Here is a 19,338-nt window from a genome sequence, read left to right on the forward strand (position 1 = left end):
CTCAGAAGTGAAACGCGGTAGCGCCGATGGTAGTGTGGCATTCGCCATGCGAGAGTAGGACACTGCCAGGCACCCAATAAAAGAAACCCCGCTCATCGAGCGGGGTTTTTTATTGCCTAGAAATCAGAAAGTCGCCTGAAAATTGGCCAGTGTTATCCCCTCCTTCCCCTGAATTCCTGATCATCCCATCAGTTTTATTCATAAAAAACGGCCCTGGCAGCGTAAAATGGTGCTTTATCTGGTCGGAGATAGCCCATGTTTTGTCCAAAATGTGGCGGTCAAACCCTGCAGAGCGTCAGCCCCAAAGAGTTTCTCTGTGGCTGCGGTTTTCATTTTTTCCAGAATGTGGCGACGGCGGTGATGGTGGCGCTTTGCTGGCAGGATGAGGTGCTGGTTGCGGTGCGTGCCCGTAATCCTGGCAAGGGGTTGCTGGATCTGCCGGGCGGATTTGTCGATCCCGGCGAGTCGCTGGAGGGGGCGCTGGTGCGCGAGTTGCAGGAGGAGCTGGGGCTCGATGTCAGCGCTCATCCTTGCACCTATCTTGGCTCATTCCCCAATATCTATCCCTACGATGGCATCACCTATCACACCTGTGACACCTTTTTCGCCATCAAGCTGAGTGAAAAAACGGTCATCCAGCCGGCTGACGATGTGGCAGCCTGTCAGTGGCTGAAGATCAGAGATATCCCCTTGCCCCGCTTTGCTTTCGAATCGACGCGCACCGCGATGGCGCGGCTGCAGCAATCCCCTTTGCAAGCCTGATTCTTGCGGATGCCAATAGGGATTGGCAGCGACTATCCCTGTCTCATCCTTGTCCGCTTTTGTCCCGCAGACGCCATTCGTCAGACGGTGAGTGATATAGTCTGCAGTGGATCCGGATTCAAGGAGCATATCGTGAAGAAGATAGTTCTCATCTTGCTCGGCATCGCCGTAGCGGCCTTGCTGGCCATAGTGACGTTGATAAGCCTTATCGACCCCAATCAATTCAAGCCCCAACTGGCTGAACAGGTGCGCAAGAGCACGGGCCGGGAGCTGGTGATGGCGGGGGAGATTGACTGGCGTTTCTGGCCGAGTCTCGGCCTCTCGCTGGAGAAGGTTGCTCTGCGCAATCCGGCTGGTTTTGCCGAGCCGGATCTCGTTCGTTTCGAACAGGGGGAGGCCTCGGTGGCCCTGTTGCCGCTGCTCTCCCATCGTCTGGAGATTGGCAAGGTGACCCTGAGTGGCGCCCATCTCTTTATCCAGACCAAGGCGGATGGCAGCTCCAATCTGAGCGGACTGATCACAGATGCCACTGCTGATGCAAGCGCACCGGTCGTCCCCGCAACCCCTGCGCCAACCGCTGATAGCAAGCCTTGGCAGATCAGCTTGCAGGGTGTCGCGCTCTCCCAGGCCAGTGCGCTGGTACAGGATGATCGCAGCGGCACCTCACTGCGACTGGATCGCCTCGATCTCGATATGGGGCAGCTGGCCACCGGTCAGTGGGTACCCGTGACGCTGGCCGCCAGGGGGAGTGCCGACAAGTTCGCTTTCGACGTTAAAGGGCAAACCCAGATCAAGCTGGCGCAGGAGGTGATGGCCAGTGAACTGAAAGACTTGAGTCTCAGTGGCAGCCTGAGTGATCCGTCCCTGCGACTCGACAGTTTCTCCATCAAGGGAGACCGACTGGCTCTTGGTGAGTGGAGCAACCTCACGTTGGCGCTGAAAGGAGCCAAGGGTGAGGGGCAGCAAGCTTCACTGGCTGGTTCGCTGGAAGGAACGCTCAAGGGACGGCTCGATAAAGAGATGAAGCTGGCCGAGCTCTCCGATGTGCTACTGACGGCTGCGCTGGAAGGTGATGCGCTGCCACGCCCGCAGATGAAGCTGAAACTGGCTGGGTTTGCCCGTGCCGAGCTCGACAAGCAGTTGATTACCCTAAGCAAGCTGGTGATGAGTGCCGATGAGGCGCTGCTGAGTGGTGATGGAACCGTGCAGCTTGGTGCCGTTCCCGTAATCAGCTTCGATCTCAAGGGGGAGAAGCTGGATCTCGACAAATGGCTCGCCAAATCGGCACCTAACACACCTGCGCAGGCGAAAGAGGACAAGCCGGCGGCCGGTGTTGCCAGCACAGCTGCAAGTGGCAATAAAGCGGTAACCGGCAAGAGCGAAGCCCTCTCCGCGGTCGAACCGGATCTGGGCGTGCTCAAGGGGATGGATCTGGATGGTCGGCTGCAACTCGGCAGCCTGCGTCTGAAAGGGCTGGATTTTGGCGCAGTCGATTTACAGGTGGCTCTGGCCAAGGGACTGCTGACGCTCAAGCAGTTCAGCGCGACCGTGGCTGGCGGTCAGGTAAGCGCGAACGGGGTACTCGACGCGCGCCAGCAGCCCGCCACCTACAAGGTGCACAAGCAGGTGGCCGGAGTGAACATTCGTCCCTTGTTGCAGACTCTGGCTCAGAGTGATCTGCTGGAGGGCAAGGGCGATCTCGATGTGCAGGTGCAGGGCCGTGGTCTCTCCGCGCTTGCACTGCGCAACGGGATGCAGGGCAAGGTTACCTTGAAACTGAGCGACGGTGCCCTGCACGGTATCAACCTGCCGGAGATGATTCGCGAGGCGCGGGCAACCCTCAGCGGCAAGGGGGCCGAGCAGGTGAAGGAGGCGCGCAAGACTGACTTCAGCGCCCTGACCGCCAGCTTCCAGATTGCCGATGGCATCGCCCGCAGCAACGACATCCAGCTCTTTGCCCCGGCCCTGAGGGTCAAGGGCGAGGGGCAGACGGCGCTGGTGCCGGAGAGCCTCGACTTCCTGTTCCTCACCTCTATCGTCGAGAGCAGCAAGGGACAGGGGGGCAAGGATGTGGATGAGCTCAAAGAGATCACCATTCCGGTGCGGATCGGCGGCCACTGGCAGGCGCCCAGCTACCAGCTCGACGTGAAGGCGCTGCTCAGCAACAACAAGTTGCTGGAGGATAAGGCGCGCAAGGAGGCCGAACGCGGCCTCAAGAAGCTGCTGGGTGACAAGGCCGACAACGAGGCCGTCAAAGGGGTGGCCGACCAGCTGCTCAAGGGACTGTTCAAATAGGTGACACTTCATATGGGCTGGCGGGAGCCGCGCCAATGCCGTTAGCGGTTGACCGGATGTCAGCGCCATTGAAAAATGGCGCTGACATTTTTTATGGCGCAGTGACCTGCTGCGCCTTGATCCGGAGTCATCTCGAGTTGAACCCATGCGCCTGATCCTGCTGCTCTGCTCCCTGATCTGCTACGGCATGGCTTCTCCCGTGCTGGCCGGGCCGCTGGCAGATCGCCTAGCGGGCGAGCTGGCCAGACAGGCTCCCGAGCAGGCGCTGCCTCTTGACGAGGTGCAGCGGCTCGACCGTCGCCTGATTGCTCCCGACTCCCTTCATCCTGCCTGGCAGCGTTATCCGCTGCGCCAGTTGCAGGCCATCTATCGCTATCAGCAGGAGTGCGGGACAGAGAAAGACTTGCCCGCCGAGTGGCTGCCACTGCTGCGGGCGCTTTGTGGCCAAGGGGCTACGCCCTCGACCCGCTGGTTTGCCGCTCACCCCATCTATCCGCTGGGGGGAAGCAGCGCTGCCCGCTGGCTGGCTCGTTATCCGACTGCGGGGCTCAACCATCTGCTCCATGTGCGGGAGCGGCGCGACCGGTTGGGGCAGCTCGGCGAGCTTGATGATGACAACCTAGACGCCCTGCTGCGGGGCGAGCGCTGGCTGCTGCAATCGGGTCAGCTCTGGCTGCTTGGCGATGGGCAGTGGCGTCGCTATGGCGCCGGGCAGTGGCAACCGCTGGCCGAGCGACTCGGTGTGACGCTGGATAGCCGGGTCGATCGCTCCTGTCAGGAGCGGGTCGGCGCGCTCTGCATCAACGAGCGCCCCACGCTGCACTGGCAGTGGCTGGTGCTGGTCAGCTCCCTTGGTTTTATTCTGCTGCTGGGGTGGGCCAGCTGGCAGCGCTGGCGCCTGCTGCGGGAGCGGCGCGTCGCGTTGCAGATGCTGACTCATGAGCTGCGCACCCCCATCATGGTGCTCTCTGGCATCAGCGAGGAGCTGCGCCACGATTTCGACCGACTCCCCCCTTCCGCCCAGCAGAGCGTGGGTCAGCTGCTGGGCAGTGTCGCCCGTCTGCATCAACTGGCGCAGGCCAGTCGCCACTATCTGGCGGCAGAGGCTCTCGAGGATGAGCGGGTGGCGGTTAGTCTGGCCGAGTGGCTCACGCTGGCTTGCGAGCGGCATGGCGCCACCTTCTGCCTTGAGCGGGAGATGACTCTGGCGCTCCCCTTTTATTGGCTCGATCTCGCCCTCGATAACCTGCTGCGCAATGCCAGCCAGCATGGCCGCGCGCCGGTTCGGATCTGTGCCAGCTGGCAGGCGGGGCGTTTGATCCTCGCGGTCAGCGATGGCGGCGAGCTGCCAAATTACCGGCTCGCCACCTTGCTGCACCGCGGTGCCCGCGCCGAGGGTTTGGGGCTGGGGCTTGCCATCGTGCGCCATCTGCTGCGCCGTCTTGGCGGGCGCCTCACCCTATCCGGCCCGCCCACTACCTTTAACCTGACGCTGCCCTGCCAACTCTGGAGCGACCCCGAATCATGAAGACCATCTTGCTTGTCGAAGACGAGGCGCTATTGGCGGTGAACCTGCAACGCTATCTGACCCGTGAGGGGTATCGCTGTCTCTGGTGCGACACCCTAGCTGCGGCGGAGCAGCAGTGGCTGGCGGCGGATCTGGTGCTGCTGGATCGCACCATGCCGGAGGGGGATGCCCTCGACTGGCTACCCCAGTGGCTGGCGCGCAAGGCGCTGCCGGTGATCGTGCTCACCGCAAGGGTGGAGGTGAGCGATCGGGTGGCCGGGCTCGATGCGGGGGCGCGCGACTACCTGACCAAACCCTTCTCCCACGACGAGCTGCTGGCGCGGATCCGGGCCCAGTTGCGTCAGCTGGGGGATGGCACTCAGGCAGTGGGCGGCTTGCAGCTTCATCCTGCCCGGATGCAGGCGAGCTGGCAGGATGCGGAGGTGAGCTTTACCCCCACCGAGTTTGCCCTGCTCACTCTGCTGGTGCGGATGGCGGGGCGGGTGCTGAGCCGGGAGGAGATCCTCAACCGGGTGTGGGGGTATCAGGCGTTTCCTTCTACCCGCACCGTCGATACCCATATCCTGCAACTGCGCCAGAAGCTACCCGGACTGGCCATCGAGACGGTGCGCGGCATCGGCTACCGGCTGGAGGTGGCAGCGTGAAGCGTGCAACGCTGGCCCCTCTGTTGTTGGCTCTAAGCGCTGGCTGCGTTATGGCAACTGAACGTGCCGATCCACTGCAACCGGCTACGTTGGCGCTGTTGCAGGGGGATAACCGGCACGCCTGGCAATCTTTGCAGCAGGCATGGCCCGCCCTCACAAGTGATGCCGAGCGCCGTAGCTGGCAGGGGATGCTGGCTGCGCTGAGTGCCCAGCACTGCGGCAAGGATTTCCCGCTCACTCTGCCTGATGGGGTGAGCGAGCTGCGCCTTGAGCTAATCCAGCGCGATGCGCCACTGTTGCGGGATTATCGGGTGCAGTTGACCGGGGAGGGGCCCATCACCGCCGCTGAACTTATCGATCCCGCTGGCCGTGACCGACTGGCTGGCGCCCAGTGGGAGGCGGAAGAGAACTCTGGAGTCAGGGTTGTCGGGGCCGATCTACCGACGCCTTTGCCAGCCGGGCTCTATCAGCTGCGGCTGACGGTGGCGGGCAAGGATTGGCAGGTAGCGTTGCCGCTGCCTGCGGTGCAGGATCTGGACTGGCTCTCTCGCTCGCCACAGGCGGTAGCCAATCCCCCCGCCAATCCCGCTTCGTGCACTCCGCTCTGGCTTGAGCAGACTGTGCTGGCCCGCCCGCAATACTCCCTGCTCTGGTGGCACCGGATTGCGACTGATGAGCCGGTGAACTGGCCTGCTGCCACGCCCGACAGCTGGCGTACCCTTTCGCTGGTGCAGACCAGCCAGCGCGGCCAGCTGGTGTTGCAGCTAAGCCACAGTCAGGCTGGGCCGGTTGAGTAATGGTCGTCGTGATGGTCAGTTGCACGCAATCCTGACATTGGCCTGACAATCGCAGGCGGCCAATCTGCTGAAATGGCGATTCCCGTGTGTTATCAGGAATCACAGACCATGACTTTTCTTCCCGTGCTAACGAGCCGGATCCGCCCGCTGCTGCTGTTGGCGCCGCTGTTCTCCCTGCCTGCCGAGGCGCTGACCCTTGCCAACGATCAGTGGCGCATCGAGCTGGATCCCGCCACCCTGGCGGCCGAGGCAGTGCTGCCATCGGGCAAGCACCTTCTCATCTCTTCTCCCGGCCCTCGCCAGCCGGTCACCGCCTTGCAGCAGGAGGGGGAGCGTGCCAGCTGGCTGACCCGTGCCGATGGCGAGGTGCGGGCCTTGGCTCGCCTTGAGGGTAACCGTCTGATCCTCACCCTGAGCCGTGCGAGTGCTGGCGGGCTGGTGTGGCCGCGGGTACCGGCAGGGGCGCAGGCGCTGATGCTGCCGATCCACGAGGGTTTTCGCATCCCGGTTGATCATCCCGAGTGGCGCCAGGCGCTGGCGCAGGAGTATCAGGGGATCAACACCACGGATAATCTGACCCTGCCGGTGGTTGGGCTGGATCACGGGGATCAGCAGCTGGCGATCCTCTTTGCCAACCCCTTCAACAACCGGCTCACTTTTACGCCGAGGAAAGATGGTATTGCCCTGGCAGCGACCCATAGCGTCAATCGCCTCAATCTGGCCGACCCCTATGAGGTGGCAGTGTCGTTGCAACCGGGCAACGACTGGCTAGCGGCGGCCAAGGCCTATCGCAGCTGGTTGCAGGAGCGGGGCGAGCTGGTCTCGCTCGAGAGCAAGCTGGCGGCAGTAAAGGATGGCAAGCGGCTGATCGGCGCCTCTCACCTCTACCTCTGGGGCGAGCGACTGCTGGTGCCACAGGATGTGAAGAGCTGGTCCGAGTTGCGTCGCCTGATCCCCGCCGACTGGCTCAAGGGGGAGAGCAAAACGGCGCTGCAAGCGCCCGATCTTGAGCGCAACCGCTATCTGCAAAATCTGGTATTGACCGGAGTGGAGCAGGCGCTGGCGCTGCGCCATCCGGGTCAGCAACCGGCCGATTTCGCTGCCCGGCGCACGCTGGCGGCCACGCAACTGGGGGCTGCGCTCAACGAGCCGCAGAGCTGGGGTGATGGCAGCTCTGCCAAGATGATCGCCGCTCTCAAGCAGGCTGGACTCCCCAAACTCTGGCTGGGGCTGCCCCAGTGGACCGCCGGTTTTGCTGCGCCAGAGGGGATTGAACTTGCCAAACAGGCGGGCTATCTCATCGCCCCTTACGACTCTTACGATACCGCGCTGCCTGAGGGGAATCGCCAGCAGAGCTGGCTCACCGCCCAGATGGGGCAGGATATCTACCTGCGCTGCGGCATCATGCAGGAGAATGGACGGCGTAAGAGCGGCTTTCAAAATAGCGGTGTCTACACCAATCAGGCCTGTGTGCGCCCGGTGATGGAGCAGCGAGTGCCAAAATTGCAGCAGGCGAGCCACTACAACAGCTGGTTCCTCGATGTGGCGGCGACCGGCATGGTGTTTGACGACTTCGACCCGGCCAAGCCGACCAGCCAGGCGCAGGATGCGCAAAACCGGATGGCCGGGATGGCGTGGATTGCCAAGAGTCAGGGTGTGCTGGTGGGCTCCGAGGAGGGCGGCGCGGTTGCCAACCGCACCGCGGCTTTTGCCCACGGCCCCCAGACCAGCGGCTTTGGCTGGCAGGATCCCGATATGCGCCGCAATAAGCGCTCTCCCTACTATCTGGGGGCCTGGTATCCCGACTATCAGCCCGCTCTCTTCTTTCGCCAGAGCCACCTCAAGCCCGGGTATCAGGGGCTCTACTTTGATCCGGCGCTGCGGTTGCCGCTGTTCCAGAGCGTCTTTCACGACAGCATAGTGACTACCCATCACTGGACGATGGATAGCCTCAAATTCAGGGAGAGCCGTCAGGTGACCGAACTATTGCAGCAGCTCTACAATGTGCCGCCGCTGCTCAACCTCAGTCTGGATAGTGCCAGCGTGCGCATTCCCTACCTCAGGAGGCTCGATGCCTTCTTCCGCCCGCTGCATGAGCGGCTCTACAACCAGCCTCTCACCGGTTTTCGCTGGCTCGATAAAAGAGGAGAGGTGCAGCAGAGCGAGTTTGCCGATGGTACTCGACTGATTGCCAACTTCGGCCCGGCCACCGAGCAGGCGGGGATCAAACTGGCCGCTCAAAGCGTGCTGGCGCTGCCGCCCGATGGCAGCCAGCAGCAGTTTGTCTCGCAACCGGATGGCGCCCGCTAATCTGGCGTTCTGGCTTTTATTTCATCAGAGGATGATGTGGCAGAACATTTCATGTATAGATGAACGTTCTGAAAAATATATGAGAGGCAGTTCTGATGGTTGAGAGTGAAGTGATTAGATAGGTAAACCATCCGGCGTGGCCGCTGGTCTGGCAGATCTATGGTGAGAGTTTTCCCCGCTACGAGCAGCGCCAGTCACAGCATCAGCCACAGAAGATGCGGGATCCTCGCTATCACTGCCAAATCTTTTATCAGGACGGCCTGCTGCTCGGTTTCATCTTCTGGTGGGCGTGCGACGAGCAGATCTATATCGAACATCTGGCCATCAATCCGGCGCTGCGCAGCCGCAACTACGGCAGCCGCCTGCTGGCCGAATTTTGCAAGCGGGCAGGCAAAACCGTCATTCTCGAGATCGATCCGCCAGAGGATGAGATTGCTATTTGTCGTCTGCACTTCTATCAGGGGCTGGGCTTTTGTCTCAATGACTATGCTCATGTCCACCCACCCTATCATCCTGACTACAAGGGTCATGAACTACGGGTGTTGAGCTATCCGGGGCTTCTTGAGGAAGATGCCTATCAGCGTTTCAACAGCATGCTGGTGGAGACGGTGATGGATCACGGCTGAGCAACCGTAAGGATGCTGATATGCCGATAAGAGAGGGGCCCGACTGAAGCAATTCAGGCGGGCCCTTTTTCATTGCCGCTGGCGGGAATTACTCCCCCAGCAGCTTGTGCCAGACGGCGAGCACATGGCTGCGCTCGTTTTGCAGCTGATCGTCGCTCACTTTGCGGGAGATCTCCGAGAGGTTGAGGCGATGGCCGAGGTTGCGGATCTCCAGATAGGCATGCTTCAGCCCCTCCGCCTGCTCCAGGGTCAGCACCCCCGCCATCACGCACTCGTCGAAGATGCGTACGTTATCAGACCAGCGGGTGAGGGCATCGGGTTCGCCGCAGGCGTGGGCTAGCACCAGATACTGGGCGATAAACTCGATATCCACCATGCCACCGGGGGACTGCTTGAGGTCGAATTCGCCAGCCCCCGCTTTCAGCAGATGATCCCGCATCTTGTGGCGCATCTCGCGCACCTCGCGGGCCAGGGTCGGCAGCTCCCGCTCCCTGGCCAGCACATCGCGGCGGATACGGGCAAATTCGGCAACGATGGCATCATCGCCATAGATGGGGCGAGCCCGCACCAGCGCCTGATGTTCCCAGGTCCACGCCTCGTTTTGCTGGTATTGCTCGTAGGCCGACAGCGACGAGACCAGCAGGCCGGAGTCGCCGGAGGGGCGCAGTCGCATATCGATCTCGTAGAGAATGCCGGAGGGGGTACGGGTGCTGAACAGGTGCAGGATCCGCTGGGCGAGGCGCAGGTAGAACTGGCGGCTGTCGATGGGCTTGCGCCCGTCGGTGTAGCTGTTGGGGTCGCCGCCGTGCAGGAACACCAGATCGAGATCCGAGCCGTAGCCGAGCTCGATGCCGCCCAGCTTGCCGTAGGCCACCACCGCAAAGCCGCGCTGGCCGCTGGTTGCCACCTCTGGCGGCACCCCGTAGCGCTCGCTCATCTGGGCCCAGGCTTGATTGACCACCTCTTCGGTGATCGCCTCCGCCAGCCAGGTTAGGTGGTCGCTCACCTTCATCAGCGGCAGGGCGCCAGCGATATCGGCCGCCACGATGCGCAGCAGCTGCACCTGCTTGAACTGGCGCAGCGCTTCCATCTGCTGCTCCACGTCCTCTTCGGGGATGCGCAGCAGGAACTGGCGCAGCTGGGGCTTGTACTGATCGAGCGGGGTGGGGTGATAGAGGTGCTGGGGATCGAGCAGCTCATCCAGCAGGATGGGGTAGCGGGCCAGCTGTTCACTCACCAGATGGCTGGCGTCGCACAGCCGCACCAGCTGGCGCAGGGCGCCCGGGTTTTCCGCCAGCAGTTGCAGATAGGCGCTGCGGGTGAAGATGCGGGTAAGCAGCTCACAGACCCGCTCGAACAGGCGGGCGGGTTGCTCACTGGCGACCACCAGCCGCAGCAGCTCCGGCATCAGCCAGTCCAGCGCGATGCGCCCCTGCGGCCCCACCTGACGGCGCTTGTACTCCTCCTTGAAGCGCAGCAGGGCGGCGCAGAGCGGAGCGGGCTCGACGACCCCTTGAGCAGTCAGCAATTTTTCCAGCTCGGCGGCATCGAGCTCGGTGCGCCAGAGATCGAGCCAGAGCTGCTCCAGATGGGCGGGGGCCTCTTTCTCTTCCCCCACCACGGCGGCGAACTCCTGATGGACGGCGGCCATCTCCTCATCCAGATAAGCCATAAAGGTGCCCCAGTCGGCAAAGCCGAGGGCGGCGATCAGCCGCTGGCGATCCCGCTCCTCGGTGGGCAGGGTCTGGGTCTGCTGATCGCCGATCTCCTGCAATATGTTCTCGACCCGGCGCAAGAAGCGATAGGCATCCAGCAAGCGGTCGCAATGGGCAGATTCGAGGGCGCCACATTGGGCGATGGCGGCCAGCGCCTCCGGCAGGTGACGCACCCGCAGTGCCGGTTCACGGCCGCCGCGAATAAGTTGCAGCGCCTGGGCGATAAACTCCACTTCGCGAATGCCGCCAGCCCCCAGCTTGATGTTGCCCTCCAGCCCCTTGCGGCGCACCTCGGCGGCGATCATCGCCTTCATCTGACGCAGGCCGTCGATAACGCCAAAGTCGATATAGCGGCGAAACACGAAGGGGCGAAGCATCTCGGCCAGCTCCACTGCGTGTTCGCACTGGGGCCCCAGTACCCGCGCCTTGACCATGGCGTAGCGTTCCCAGTTGCGACCGTGATGCTGGTAGTAATCCTCCATGGCGGCAAAGGAGATGGCCAGCGGCCCCGCCTCGCCAAAGGGGCGTAAGCGCATATCGACCCGGAACACCTGACCATCCTGAGTGGGCTGGTGGAGGGCGTTGATGATGCGTTGGCCCAGCTTGATGAAAAATTGCTGGTTGGCGAGTTCACGCCGCCCGCCAACCGTGTAGCCGTTTTCGGGGAAGGTGAAGATAAGGTCGATATCCGAGGAGAAGTTGAGCTCGCCACCGCCGAGCTTGCCCATGCCGAGGATCAGTAGCGGTTGCGGATTACCGTTGCCATCCATCGGGGTGCCCAGCTCGCTGCACTGTTTGGCGTAGAGCCAGTCGCGAGCGGAGCAGATGAGGGCATCCGCCAGTTTGGTGAGGTGGATAAAGCTCTCTTCCACCGCCGCATGGCCCAGCAGCTCGCGCCAGGCGATCACCAGCATGCGGCTGCGGCGGAACTGGCGCAGGATGCGCTTGAGCGCCTCTTCATCGCTCACCTCGGCGAGCAGGGCGGTCAGATCGCGCTGGTAGGCGGGCCAGCGTTCGGAGCACTCCAGATCTCCGGAGGCGAGCAGCTCGGTCAGCAACTCGGGCTGTTTGAAGAGGGAGTCGGCGACAAAATCGGAGAGGCCCAGCAGGGTCAGCAGGGTCTGGCGAACGGGCTCGGGCAGCGAGCCATAGTCGGGGGCCAGCTCGACCAGTCGCTGCCATTGGCGCTCGGCCTGTTCTTGCAGCAGGGGGGAGAGGGCGGAGAAAGAGGTAGAGTGCTGGGCCACGGTTGCCGTCCTTGTGGTTCACTACAGCGGGTTAACGACACGAGGTTAACAACGCTGCCGGTTCAAAATGGTGGCTGCCAATCTAGCACTGTCAGGCCCCCGCGTCACAGCGCAGGGGCGAGAAGCATGATCCGGCAAATAAAAATGGGCTCCCTGTAGGGAGCCCATTGGATTGCACTGGTCATTATCAGTGGCTGTCGACCCAGACGAACTTGAGGACGAACAGCAGGGCTACCACGAGTACGCAGGGGTTGATCTCGCGCCAGCGGCCGGTGCCCGCCTTCATCACGCAGTAGGAGATAAAGCCCACGGCGATCCCCTCGGTGATGGAGAAGCTGAACGGCATCATGACGGCGGTCATAAAGGCAGGTACCGCTTCGGTCAGATCTTCCCACTTCACCCGGGTCAGCTCGGAGCACATCAGCACGCCCACATAGATAAGGGCGCCAGCGGCGGCGTAGGCCGGCACCATGGCGGCGACCGGAGAGAAGAAGATCGCCAGCAGGAACAGCAGGCCGACCACAATGGCGGTCAGACCGGTGCGGCCGCCGACGGCGACGCCGGAGCTGCTCTCGATAAAGGCGGTGACCGAGGAGGTGCCCATGAAGGCGCCGCCGACGGAGCTCACGCTATCCACCATCAGCGCCTGTTTCATGCGCGGGAAGTGGCCCTTGTCATCGGCCAGCTTGGCGCGGTTGGTGACGCCGATCAGGGTGCCGGAGGAGTCGAACAGGTTGACCAGCATAAAGGAGAAGATAATCCCGGCGAGGCTGATATCGAGCGATCCCATCAGATCCAGCTGGCCGAACACCGGTTCGATGCTGGGGGGCATGGAGACAAAGCCCTTGAAGGTGACATCGCCAAACAGCCAGCCCAGACCCGTGGTGACCACGATGGCGATCAGCACGGCGGAGTGGACGCCGCGGGCGGAGAAGATGCAGATCAGGAAGAAACCGAGCAGACCCAGCAGGCAGGGCAGGGAGGTGAGATTGCCCACGGTCACCATAGTCGCGGGGCTGGCCACGACGATCCCTGCGTTGTGCAGGCCTAGCAGGGCGATCAGCAGACCGATACCGGCGGTGATGCCGACCCGCAGGGTGAGCGGGATGTTGCCGATCAGCCAGTAGCGCACCCGCAGCAGGGTAAGGATCAACAGACCCATGGCGCCCCAGAAGATGGTGCCCATGCCCACTTGCCAGGAGTAACCCATGCCCGCGACGACCACGAAGGCGAAGAAGGCGTTGAGGCCCATGGCGGGGGCCAGCGCGATCGGCAGGTTGGCCAACAGGCCCATCAGGATGCTGCCGATACCGGCGATGAGGCAGGTGGTGACGAACACGGCCTGGGTGTCCATGCCCGCCGCAGAGAGGATCTGCGGGTTGACGAACACGATGTAGACCATGGTCAGGAAGGTGGTGATACCGGCGATCACTTCGGTGCGGGCGGTAGTGCCATGGCCTTGCAGGGCAAACAGGCGCTCAAGCAATCCTTGCCCGGCGGCCTGATTGGCAGCTTGGTGTTGTTGATTCATGTTGGATTCCAATAGGTGACGTGAAATAAGCAGCAGGGGAACGGGCTATCCCATCCATGCGGGGTAAATTGCCCTGTTTCTGGCGGTTAAGTAACCAGACTCGTCCTGATACCGTGACAGCGCGCACATTTTTACACAGGCGGCGCCGTTTACAAACCCCGGATCTGCGAAGCAGATCAATGAATAGAGTAAAAATTCAAACGTTTGCTTTTTGAGCATGAAAAAAGGTTCTCAGCAGAGAACCTTTTATCGAAAATTGGGGGCTTACAGGGTTTTGAAGTAGCGCTCGACCAGCTGGGCCAGTACCGAGTCGAGCCGGTCTTGCACTTCACCCAGTTCACGGCCGAAGCGGCGCAGAAAGAGGCTTGCCTGCTCTTCGGTCAGCTTGCGCCCCTCGATAAAGAACTCCTGCTCAGGCAGTTGCTTGTCGTAGCGGGGGATCAGCACCCAGCTCACCAGCTCGGGCTCCACGGCGGCAAAAATCTTGGCGGCAGCGGCACAGAAGGTCTCTATGTGCTCCTTGCCATCCGGCCCGAGGCAACCCGGTTCAACCCGGATCTGGATGGTGAGTTTTTTCTCTATGGGGGTCGTCATCGTGCTACATCCATGCAAAGGCATCCGTCTAGGATTGTAAGTCAAAAGGCAAGAGAAAGGGGAGCCGAAGCTCCCCTCAACACGCAGTCAGCCTTATTTGGCGATGCGCTTGTACTTGGCGCGATGGGGCTGGATCGCCTCGGCGCCGTAGGTCTTCTTCTTCCACTCTTCGTATTCGGTAAAGTTACCTTCGAAGAACTCGATCTTGCCCTCATCCTGATAGTCCAGGATGTGAGTGGCGATACGGTCGAGGAACCAGCGGTCGTGGGAGATGACCATGGCACAACCCGGGAACTCCAGCAGGGCGTTCTCGAGGGCGCGCAGGGTTTCGATATCCAGATCGTTGGTCGGTTCATCCAGCAGCAGCACGTTGCCGCCGGTCTGCAGCAGCTTGGCCAGATGCAGACGACCGCGCTCACCACCGGAGAGTTCGCCAACCCGCTTCTGCTGGTCGGAACCCTTGAAGTTGAAGCGGCCGATATAGGCGCGGCTCGGGAACTCGTAGTTGCCGATGCGCAGGATATCCTGACCGTCAGCGACCTCTTCGAATACCGTCTTCTTGTCATCCATGCTGTCGCGGAACTGATCGACAGAGGCCAGCACCACGGTTTCACCCAGGGTGATGGCGCCGGAATCCGGCTGCTCCTGACCCGACATCATGCGGAACAGGGTCGACTTACCGGCACCGTTAGGACCGATGATGCCGACGATGGCCCCTTTCGGAATGGCAAACGACAGATCGTCGATCAGTACACGATCACCGTAGGATTTGCGCAGGTTGGCCACTTCAACCACCTTGTCGCCGAGGCGCGGTCCGGGCGGAATGAACAGCTCGTTGGTCTCGTTGCGCTTCTGGTAGTCGTTAGTGTTGAGCTCTTCGAAGCGAGCCATACGGGCCTTGGACTTGGCCTGACGCCCTTTCGGGTTTTGACGAACCCACTCCAGCTCTTTCTCGATGGACTTGCGACGGGCCGCTTCGGAACTTGCTTCCTGCGCCAGACGGGCGTCCTTCTGCTCCAGCCAGGAGGAGTAGTTGCCTTCCCACGGGATACCTTCGCCGCGGTCCAGCTCCAGGATCCAGCCCGCCACGTTGTCGAGGAAGTAACGGTCGTGGGTGATGGCCACTACAGTGCCTTCGTAGTCGTGCAGGAAGCGCTCCAGCCAGGCCACGGATTCCGCATCCAGGTGGTTGGTCGGTTCGTCCAGCAGCAGCATGTCCGGCTTTTCCAGCAGCAGACGACAGAGTGCCACACGGCGGCGCTCACCGCCGGAGAGGTGCTTGATCTTGGCATCCCATGCCGGCAGGCGCAGGGCATCGGCCGCGCGCTCCAGCTGGTTTTCCATGTTGTGGCCACCCTGGGCCTGGATGATGGCTTCCAGCTCGCCCTGTTCGCGGGCCAGCTTGTCAAAGTCGGCATCCGGGTCGGCGTAGGCCGCATAGACCTCGTCCAGACGGGCCATGGCGCGCTTCACCTCGCCAACGGCCTCTTCGACCGCTTCGCGTACGGTCTGCTCCGGCTCCAGCTTCGGCTCCTGCGGCAGGTAGCCGATCTTGATGCCGGGCTGTGGACGGGCTTCCCCTTCGATCTCGGTATCGATGCCCGCCATGATGCGCAGCAGGGTCGATTTACCGGCGCCGTTCAGACCCAGCACGCCGATTTTGGCGCCCGGGAAGAAGCTCAAGGAGATGTTCTTGAGAATATGACGCTTGGGCGGCACTACCTTGCCGACCCGGTTCATGGTGTAAATAAATTGAGCCATTGGCTAATTCTCTTCCTTTTCAGCAGGTTAATGTCTTGGCATTAACAGACTGATGTCGTGGTGGGGCCAGGTCGACACAGGTCAACCGGGTTCCAAAAAACCCGTCGATTGTAAACCAACGGACGAGGGGGGGCAAAGGTGGCTCCCGGCTATGTCCCCCCTTTGCCGCAGCGGTCACGCCTTGCTGCATCAGCCGTGCAATTTGGGCATGATGTGGGCTGCCGTTTTGTTCCGGAGCCGTCATGAACCCATCTCTTCAAGCCCCCTCACTGGCCGCCTTTCTCTGCACTATGGGATTGGACGCTGCCCTGAGCGAAGCCCTCTGTCAGCGTTTGCCACGGCAGACGCTGCGCGCCGGTCAGGTGCTGTTGGCGCAAGGGGACAAACAGGAGGCTGCCTTCTATATCGAAACGGGCATCGCCCGTGCATGCCATTACACCCGGGACGGACAGGAGCGCTGCAAGGAATTCTACTTCGAGGGGGAGCTCTGCCTGCTCTATGACAGCTGGCTCACTGTGTCACCCGCCTGCTACCAGCTGGAGGCGCTGACGGAGCTGCAGGTGGTGCGGGTACCGCTCACCCTGCTGGATGAGCCCGCCTGGCAGCCGGTTTGCATGGCCCTGCTACGCCAGCAGCTCGGTTACAAGGAGCGCAAGGAGGCGTTTTTGCTGCTCCACTCCCCCGAGGAACGTTATCGGGAGCTCTGCCACAGCTTCCCTCACTGGCCTGCGCGGCTCACTCAGGTGCAGCTCGCCAACTACATCGGCATCAGCCCGGTCACCCTGTCACGGATCCGCAGGCGCATTAACACGGGTTAATGCCGCTCTCCGGCCATCCCCTCATGCTGCGCCATCCAAATGACAGACGAGGGGTGGATGATGTCGCTGTTTCTGTGGTCGCAACTGGTGGTGAGCCTGGCCTTGTTGCTCGATCTGTTGTCGTTTCAGTTGCGGGATCGCCGCAGGATCCTGGCCTGTCTGGCCCTCTCCTGCGCCCTCAATGCCGGTCACTTTGCCCTGCTCGGGCAGTGGTCGGCCGCCTGCCTGTTGCTGCTGGCCAGCGTACGCTTTCTGGTGAGTATCTGGCTGGTTCGCCGCATCTTGATGTGGTTTTTCATGGGGTTGGCCTGTGCGGCAGCGCTGGCGACCTATCAGGGCGTACTCTCATTGATCGGGCTGCTGGCCAGCCTGCTGCAAACCCGGGCCGCGTTTTGCCCGGATGATCGCCAACTGCGGCGCTGGATGCTGCTCGGCACCCTCTGCTGGCTGGTCAACAACCTGCTGGTGGGCTCTCCGGTCGCCGCGCTGATGGAGGGGCTGTTTCTGGTCAGCAATCTGGTGGGTTACTACCGTCACTATGGCTTCGATTATTGGGGGCGTGTCCGCCACAGTGGCCGCAGAAAGAGGCGTGTGCCGCCTTCCGATCGGGCGAGCTCCTGACCTCCCGCTCAGGGCTGCTTGTGGCCAGCGAAGTAGAGCACCCGTTTCACATACTCCTGCGTCTCGTCATAGGGTGGGATCCCGCCATAGCGTTCCACCGCTTTTTCCCCGGCATTGTAGGCTGCCGAGATCAGTACCCAGTCGCCATCGAAGCGGCGATCCAGCCACTTGAGATAACTGACGCCGCCCTTGATGTTCTGGGCCGGATCGAATGGCCGGGTTACCCCGAACCGTTGCTGGGTTTCGGGGATCAGCTGCATCAGCCCCTGAGCATTCTTGGGTGAAACGGCGCGGCTGTTGAGATTGGATTCGGCGATGGCAATCGCCAGTACCAGCCGGGCATCCACCTTATGGTGTTTGGCGGCGTGACGCAGCATGGTGACCAGCTTTTGCTTGGCGGGGGGCTGGCGGGCAACCCAGGAGTCGACATTGAAGGGGGTGGAGGGGAGCCCGGCCAGATAGCCACCCTGACCGCCACGGATCCCCATGCCACACGTATCCCCCATAGGGGCATTGCCGATACGAGCGTTGTAGTAGCGGGCAGCCTGTTGGTTGCCCAGGCGCATCGCCATTGCGAGGTAGCTGTTGGCCAGCTTGGCGCTACGCACTGAGGCTGGGCCGGTGGCGAGCAGGCGGCCGATCCGGAAATATCCTTCCGGGTTGCCGGTACTGGCGGCCACGCAATAGAGGGCGATGGCTTTTTGCAGATGACCGTGTTGCTGGGCAACTTGACCCTGCTTGATCGCCGTCAGCGCCTTGGGGGCCTGTCTGAAATCCCTGCCTTGTGCCATCGCCCGCGGCGTACCTGCCAGTAACAACGACAAAAAAAGCAGCAAAAAACAGTCCGTTTTCGCTGATGTTCCTCATGGGTTATCTCCTGTTTGGGTACAGAAGATATAGAGGAACATGGCTGCTATCGCCACGAACCCAGTGGATCCTGTTGTTATAGCGTGGAGATTTCAGAGAGAAAAACGGTATGGAACTAACGGCATCTCGACAGTTTCACACCATTTTTCATCCGGTTAAAAGTCGTGGTGATACTCCTGCTCATCCAGCACGGCGGGAGGAAGCGCGCGATAGAAGCTGCCAATTTCGCTGACAACCCAGAGCGAAAGCAGGGCCAGCAGGCTGAGCAGGGGAAGCAGAGAGTGGCTCTGGGTCAGGGCATAGGCCGCAATGGCGGCACCGGTCAAAAGCAGGGTTCGGATCATGAAGTGGCTCCTTGTCGTCATGGGGGTGTTGCGTGGCCACGGACAGAGCGCCTGGGGTCGGGAGTTGTTCCCGGGTGGCACGAAGCGCGCTGAGTATATCGCGTCATGCCGCTGCCGATCCGTGGGGTCATCACACTTTCCATAGTCATGGGTTTCGTATCGAGTTGAGCCCCGCTAGGTGCGGGGCCAGTAATGGTTTGACGGTCAGAAGAAACCGCCGTTGTTATCGTCACTGTCGGCCCAGCCGCCACTCAGGTTATCGTCATCGAGAAAATTGCTGCCAGCATCGGGAGGTGAATCCCAGCCGTCCCAGCGTACCGGTTCCGCATCGACCGAATTGGCGATGGGCGCTGGCTCTATGATGTCGATGATCTCCTCGGGCCGGTTGCTGTGAAACAGTCCGCCGATCATATCGGCCAACATGACGCCACCGGCCACACCGGCGGCGGTTTGCAGGGCGCCCCCTAAAAAGGAGCTGGCACGGGATGCTGGCTGGGCAGGAGCGGTTGCCGGTGGCGGCGTAAAGCGCGGGGGCGGGCTGCTTTCGTTACCAAACAGGCCGGAGAGAAAACTGCCGCCGCTGGCACTGCTCTGGCTGGCTTCCAGCTCCTTGACCCGCTCGTTGAGGCGAGTAAGGGCAGCCTGCTGAATTAGCAGCGCCTGGGCCATGTAGTAAGGGGCATCGGGCTGCTGGGCCAGATGCTGGCGGATCAGCTGATCCGCTTGTGGGTCTCGCTTGCTATCCCTGGCTTGCGCTTGCTTGAGGCGGTCGAACAGTCCATCGATCAGACCCTGTTCCTGTGATTGCATCTCAAATCCTCGCTATGGTGCGCAGACAGTGCGTTCAGCCATCCTAAAACCCGCGGGGCATCAGTGGT

Annotated in this window: 16 protein-coding genes; 9 read left to right on the forward strand and 7 right to left on the reverse strand. The window is 61.8% G+C overall.

Annotated features, from left to right (window positions below; translation table 11 throughout):
• Nucleotides 1-255 precede the first annotated feature (255 nt).
• The 7 genes from AB5Y92_RS17770 (at nt 256) to AB5Y92_RS17800 (ending at nt 8,962) form a co-directional block, all read left to right on the forward strand.
• Entirely contained in the window at nt 256-762 is a 507-nt protein-coding gene (locus AB5Y92_RS17770; protein WP_263085564.1) for an NUDIX domain-containing protein, read from the forward strand.
• A 132-nt stretch (nt 763-894) separates the two neighbouring features.
• Nucleotides 895-3,057, forward strand: a complete 2,163-nt coding sequence (locus tag AB5Y92_RS17775; protein WP_263085565.1) for an AsmA family protein — start codon at nt 895-897, stop codon at nt 3,055-3,057.
• 145 nt (nt 3,058-3,202) lie between these two features.
• On the forward strand, nt 3,203-4,585 hold the full coding sequence (locus AB5Y92_RS17780) for a sensor histidine kinase (protein ID WP_263085566.1): 1,383 nt from the start codon (nt 3,203-3,205) through the stop codon (nt 4,583-4,585).
• Nucleotides 4,582-5,229: a response regulator transcription factor gene (locus AB5Y92_RS17785; RefSeq protein ID WP_263085567.1), complete on the forward strand. Its 648-nt coding sequence runs from the start codon at nt 4,582-4,584 to the stop codon at nt 5,227-5,229. The genes AB5Y92_RS17780 and AB5Y92_RS17785 overlap by 4 nt, the downstream gene beginning before the upstream one ends.
• A 50-nt stretch (nt 5,230-5,279) precedes the next feature.
• Nucleotides 5,280-6,026 carry a DUF2861 family protein gene (locus tag AB5Y92_RS17790; RefSeq protein WP_263085568.1) on the forward strand — a complete coding sequence of 249 codons (747 nt, stop codon included), beginning with the start codon at nt 5,280-5,282 and terminating at the stop codon, nt 6,024-6,026.
• Between the two features lie 108 nt (nt 6,027-6,134).
• Nucleotides 6,135-8,336: a glycoside hydrolase gene (locus AB5Y92_RS17795; protein WP_368227289.1), complete on the forward strand. Its 2,202-nt coding sequence runs from the start codon at nt 6,135-6,137 to the stop codon at nt 8,334-8,336.
• A gap of 143 nt (nt 8,337-8,479) precedes the next feature.
• Complete coding sequence (locus tag AB5Y92_RS17800) at nt 8,480-8,962, forward strand: GNAT family N-acetyltransferase (RefSeq protein ID WP_368227302.1); 483 nt, start codon at nt 8,480-8,482, stop codon at nt 8,960-8,962.
• An 88-nt stretch (nt 8,963-9,050) separates the two neighbouring features.
• Here the strand turns inward: AB5Y92_RS17800 and glnE are convergent, their stop codons facing one another.
• The 4 genes from glnE to ettA form a co-directional block, all read right to left on the reverse strand.
• The gene (glnE, locus tag AB5Y92_RS17805) at nt 9,051-11,924 is read right to left on the reverse strand and encodes a bifunctional [glutamate--ammonia ligase]-adenylyl-L-tyrosine phosphorylase/[glutamate--ammonia-ligase] adenylyltransferase (RefSeq protein ID WP_368227290.1); all 2,874 of its coding nucleotides are present in this window, start codon (nt 11,922-11,924) and stop codon (nt 9,051-9,053) included.
• Between the two features lie 187 nt (nt 11,925-12,111).
• Nucleotides 12,112-13,455, reverse strand: a complete 1,344-nt coding sequence (locus AB5Y92_RS17810; RefSeq protein WP_005343409.1) for an NCS2 family permease — start codon at nt 13,453-13,455, stop codon at nt 12,112-12,114.
• A 264-nt stretch (nt 13,456-13,719) separates the two neighbouring features.
• Nucleotides 13,720-14,049: a hypothetical protein gene (locus AB5Y92_RS17815; RefSeq protein WP_005343410.1), complete on the reverse strand. Its 330-nt coding sequence runs from the start codon at nt 14,047-14,049 to the stop codon at nt 13,720-13,722.
• A gap of 93 nt (nt 14,050-14,142) precedes the next feature.
• Nucleotides 14,143-15,810: an energy-dependent translational throttle protein EttA gene (gene ettA, locus AB5Y92_RS17820; RefSeq protein WP_005338959.1), complete on the reverse strand. Its 1,668-nt coding sequence runs from the start codon at nt 15,808-15,810 to the stop codon at nt 14,143-14,145.
• A 242-nt stretch (nt 15,811-16,052) separates the two neighbouring features.
• Between ettA and AB5Y92_RS17825 the strand changes: the two genes are divergently transcribed.
• Nucleotides 16,053-16,628 (forward strand): Crp/Fnr family transcriptional regulator, encoded by a 576-nt coding sequence (locus AB5Y92_RS17825; protein ID WP_368227291.1) that lies wholly within the window; start codon nt 16,053-16,055, stop codon nt 16,626-16,628.
• A 57-nt stretch (nt 16,629-16,685) separates the two neighbouring features.
• The gene (locus tag AB5Y92_RS17830) at nt 16,686-17,249 is read left to right on the forward strand and encodes a YgjV family protein (protein ID WP_368227292.1); all 564 of its coding nucleotides are present in this window, start codon (nt 16,686-16,688) and stop codon (nt 17,247-17,249) included.
• An 8-nt stretch (nt 17,250-17,257) separates the two neighbouring features.
• On the opposite strand, the gene AB5Y92_RS17835 is transcribed toward AB5Y92_RS17830, so the two are convergent.
• The 3 genes from AB5Y92_RS17835 to AB5Y92_RS17845 all read right to left on the reverse strand — a co-directional run bounded on the left by AB5Y92_RS17835 (nt 17,258) and on the right by AB5Y92_RS17845 (nt 19,270).
• The gene (locus AB5Y92_RS17835) at nt 17,258-18,040 is read right to left on the reverse strand and encodes a lytic transglycosylase domain-containing protein (RefSeq protein ID WP_234898514.1); all 783 of its coding nucleotides are present in this window, start codon (nt 18,038-18,040) and stop codon (nt 17,258-17,260) included.
• Nucleotides 18,041-18,271: 231 nt separating this feature from the next.
• Entirely contained in the window at nt 18,272-18,460 is a 189-nt protein-coding gene (locus AB5Y92_RS17840) for a hypothetical protein (protein ID WP_043822919.1), read from the reverse strand.
• 204 nt (nt 18,461-18,664) lie between these two features.
• On the reverse strand, nt 18,665-19,270 hold the full coding sequence (locus AB5Y92_RS17845) for a DUF2076 domain-containing protein (protein ID WP_164536161.1): 606 nt from the start codon (nt 19,268-19,270) through the stop codon (nt 18,665-18,667).
• Nucleotides 19,271-19,338: the final 68 nt, after the last annotated feature.

It is taken from the genome of Aeromonas sp. R1-1 (assembly GCF_040908495.1).
Lineage (GTDB): Bacteria > Pseudomonadota > Gammaproteobacteria > Enterobacterales > Aeromonadaceae > Aeromonas > Aeromonas veronii.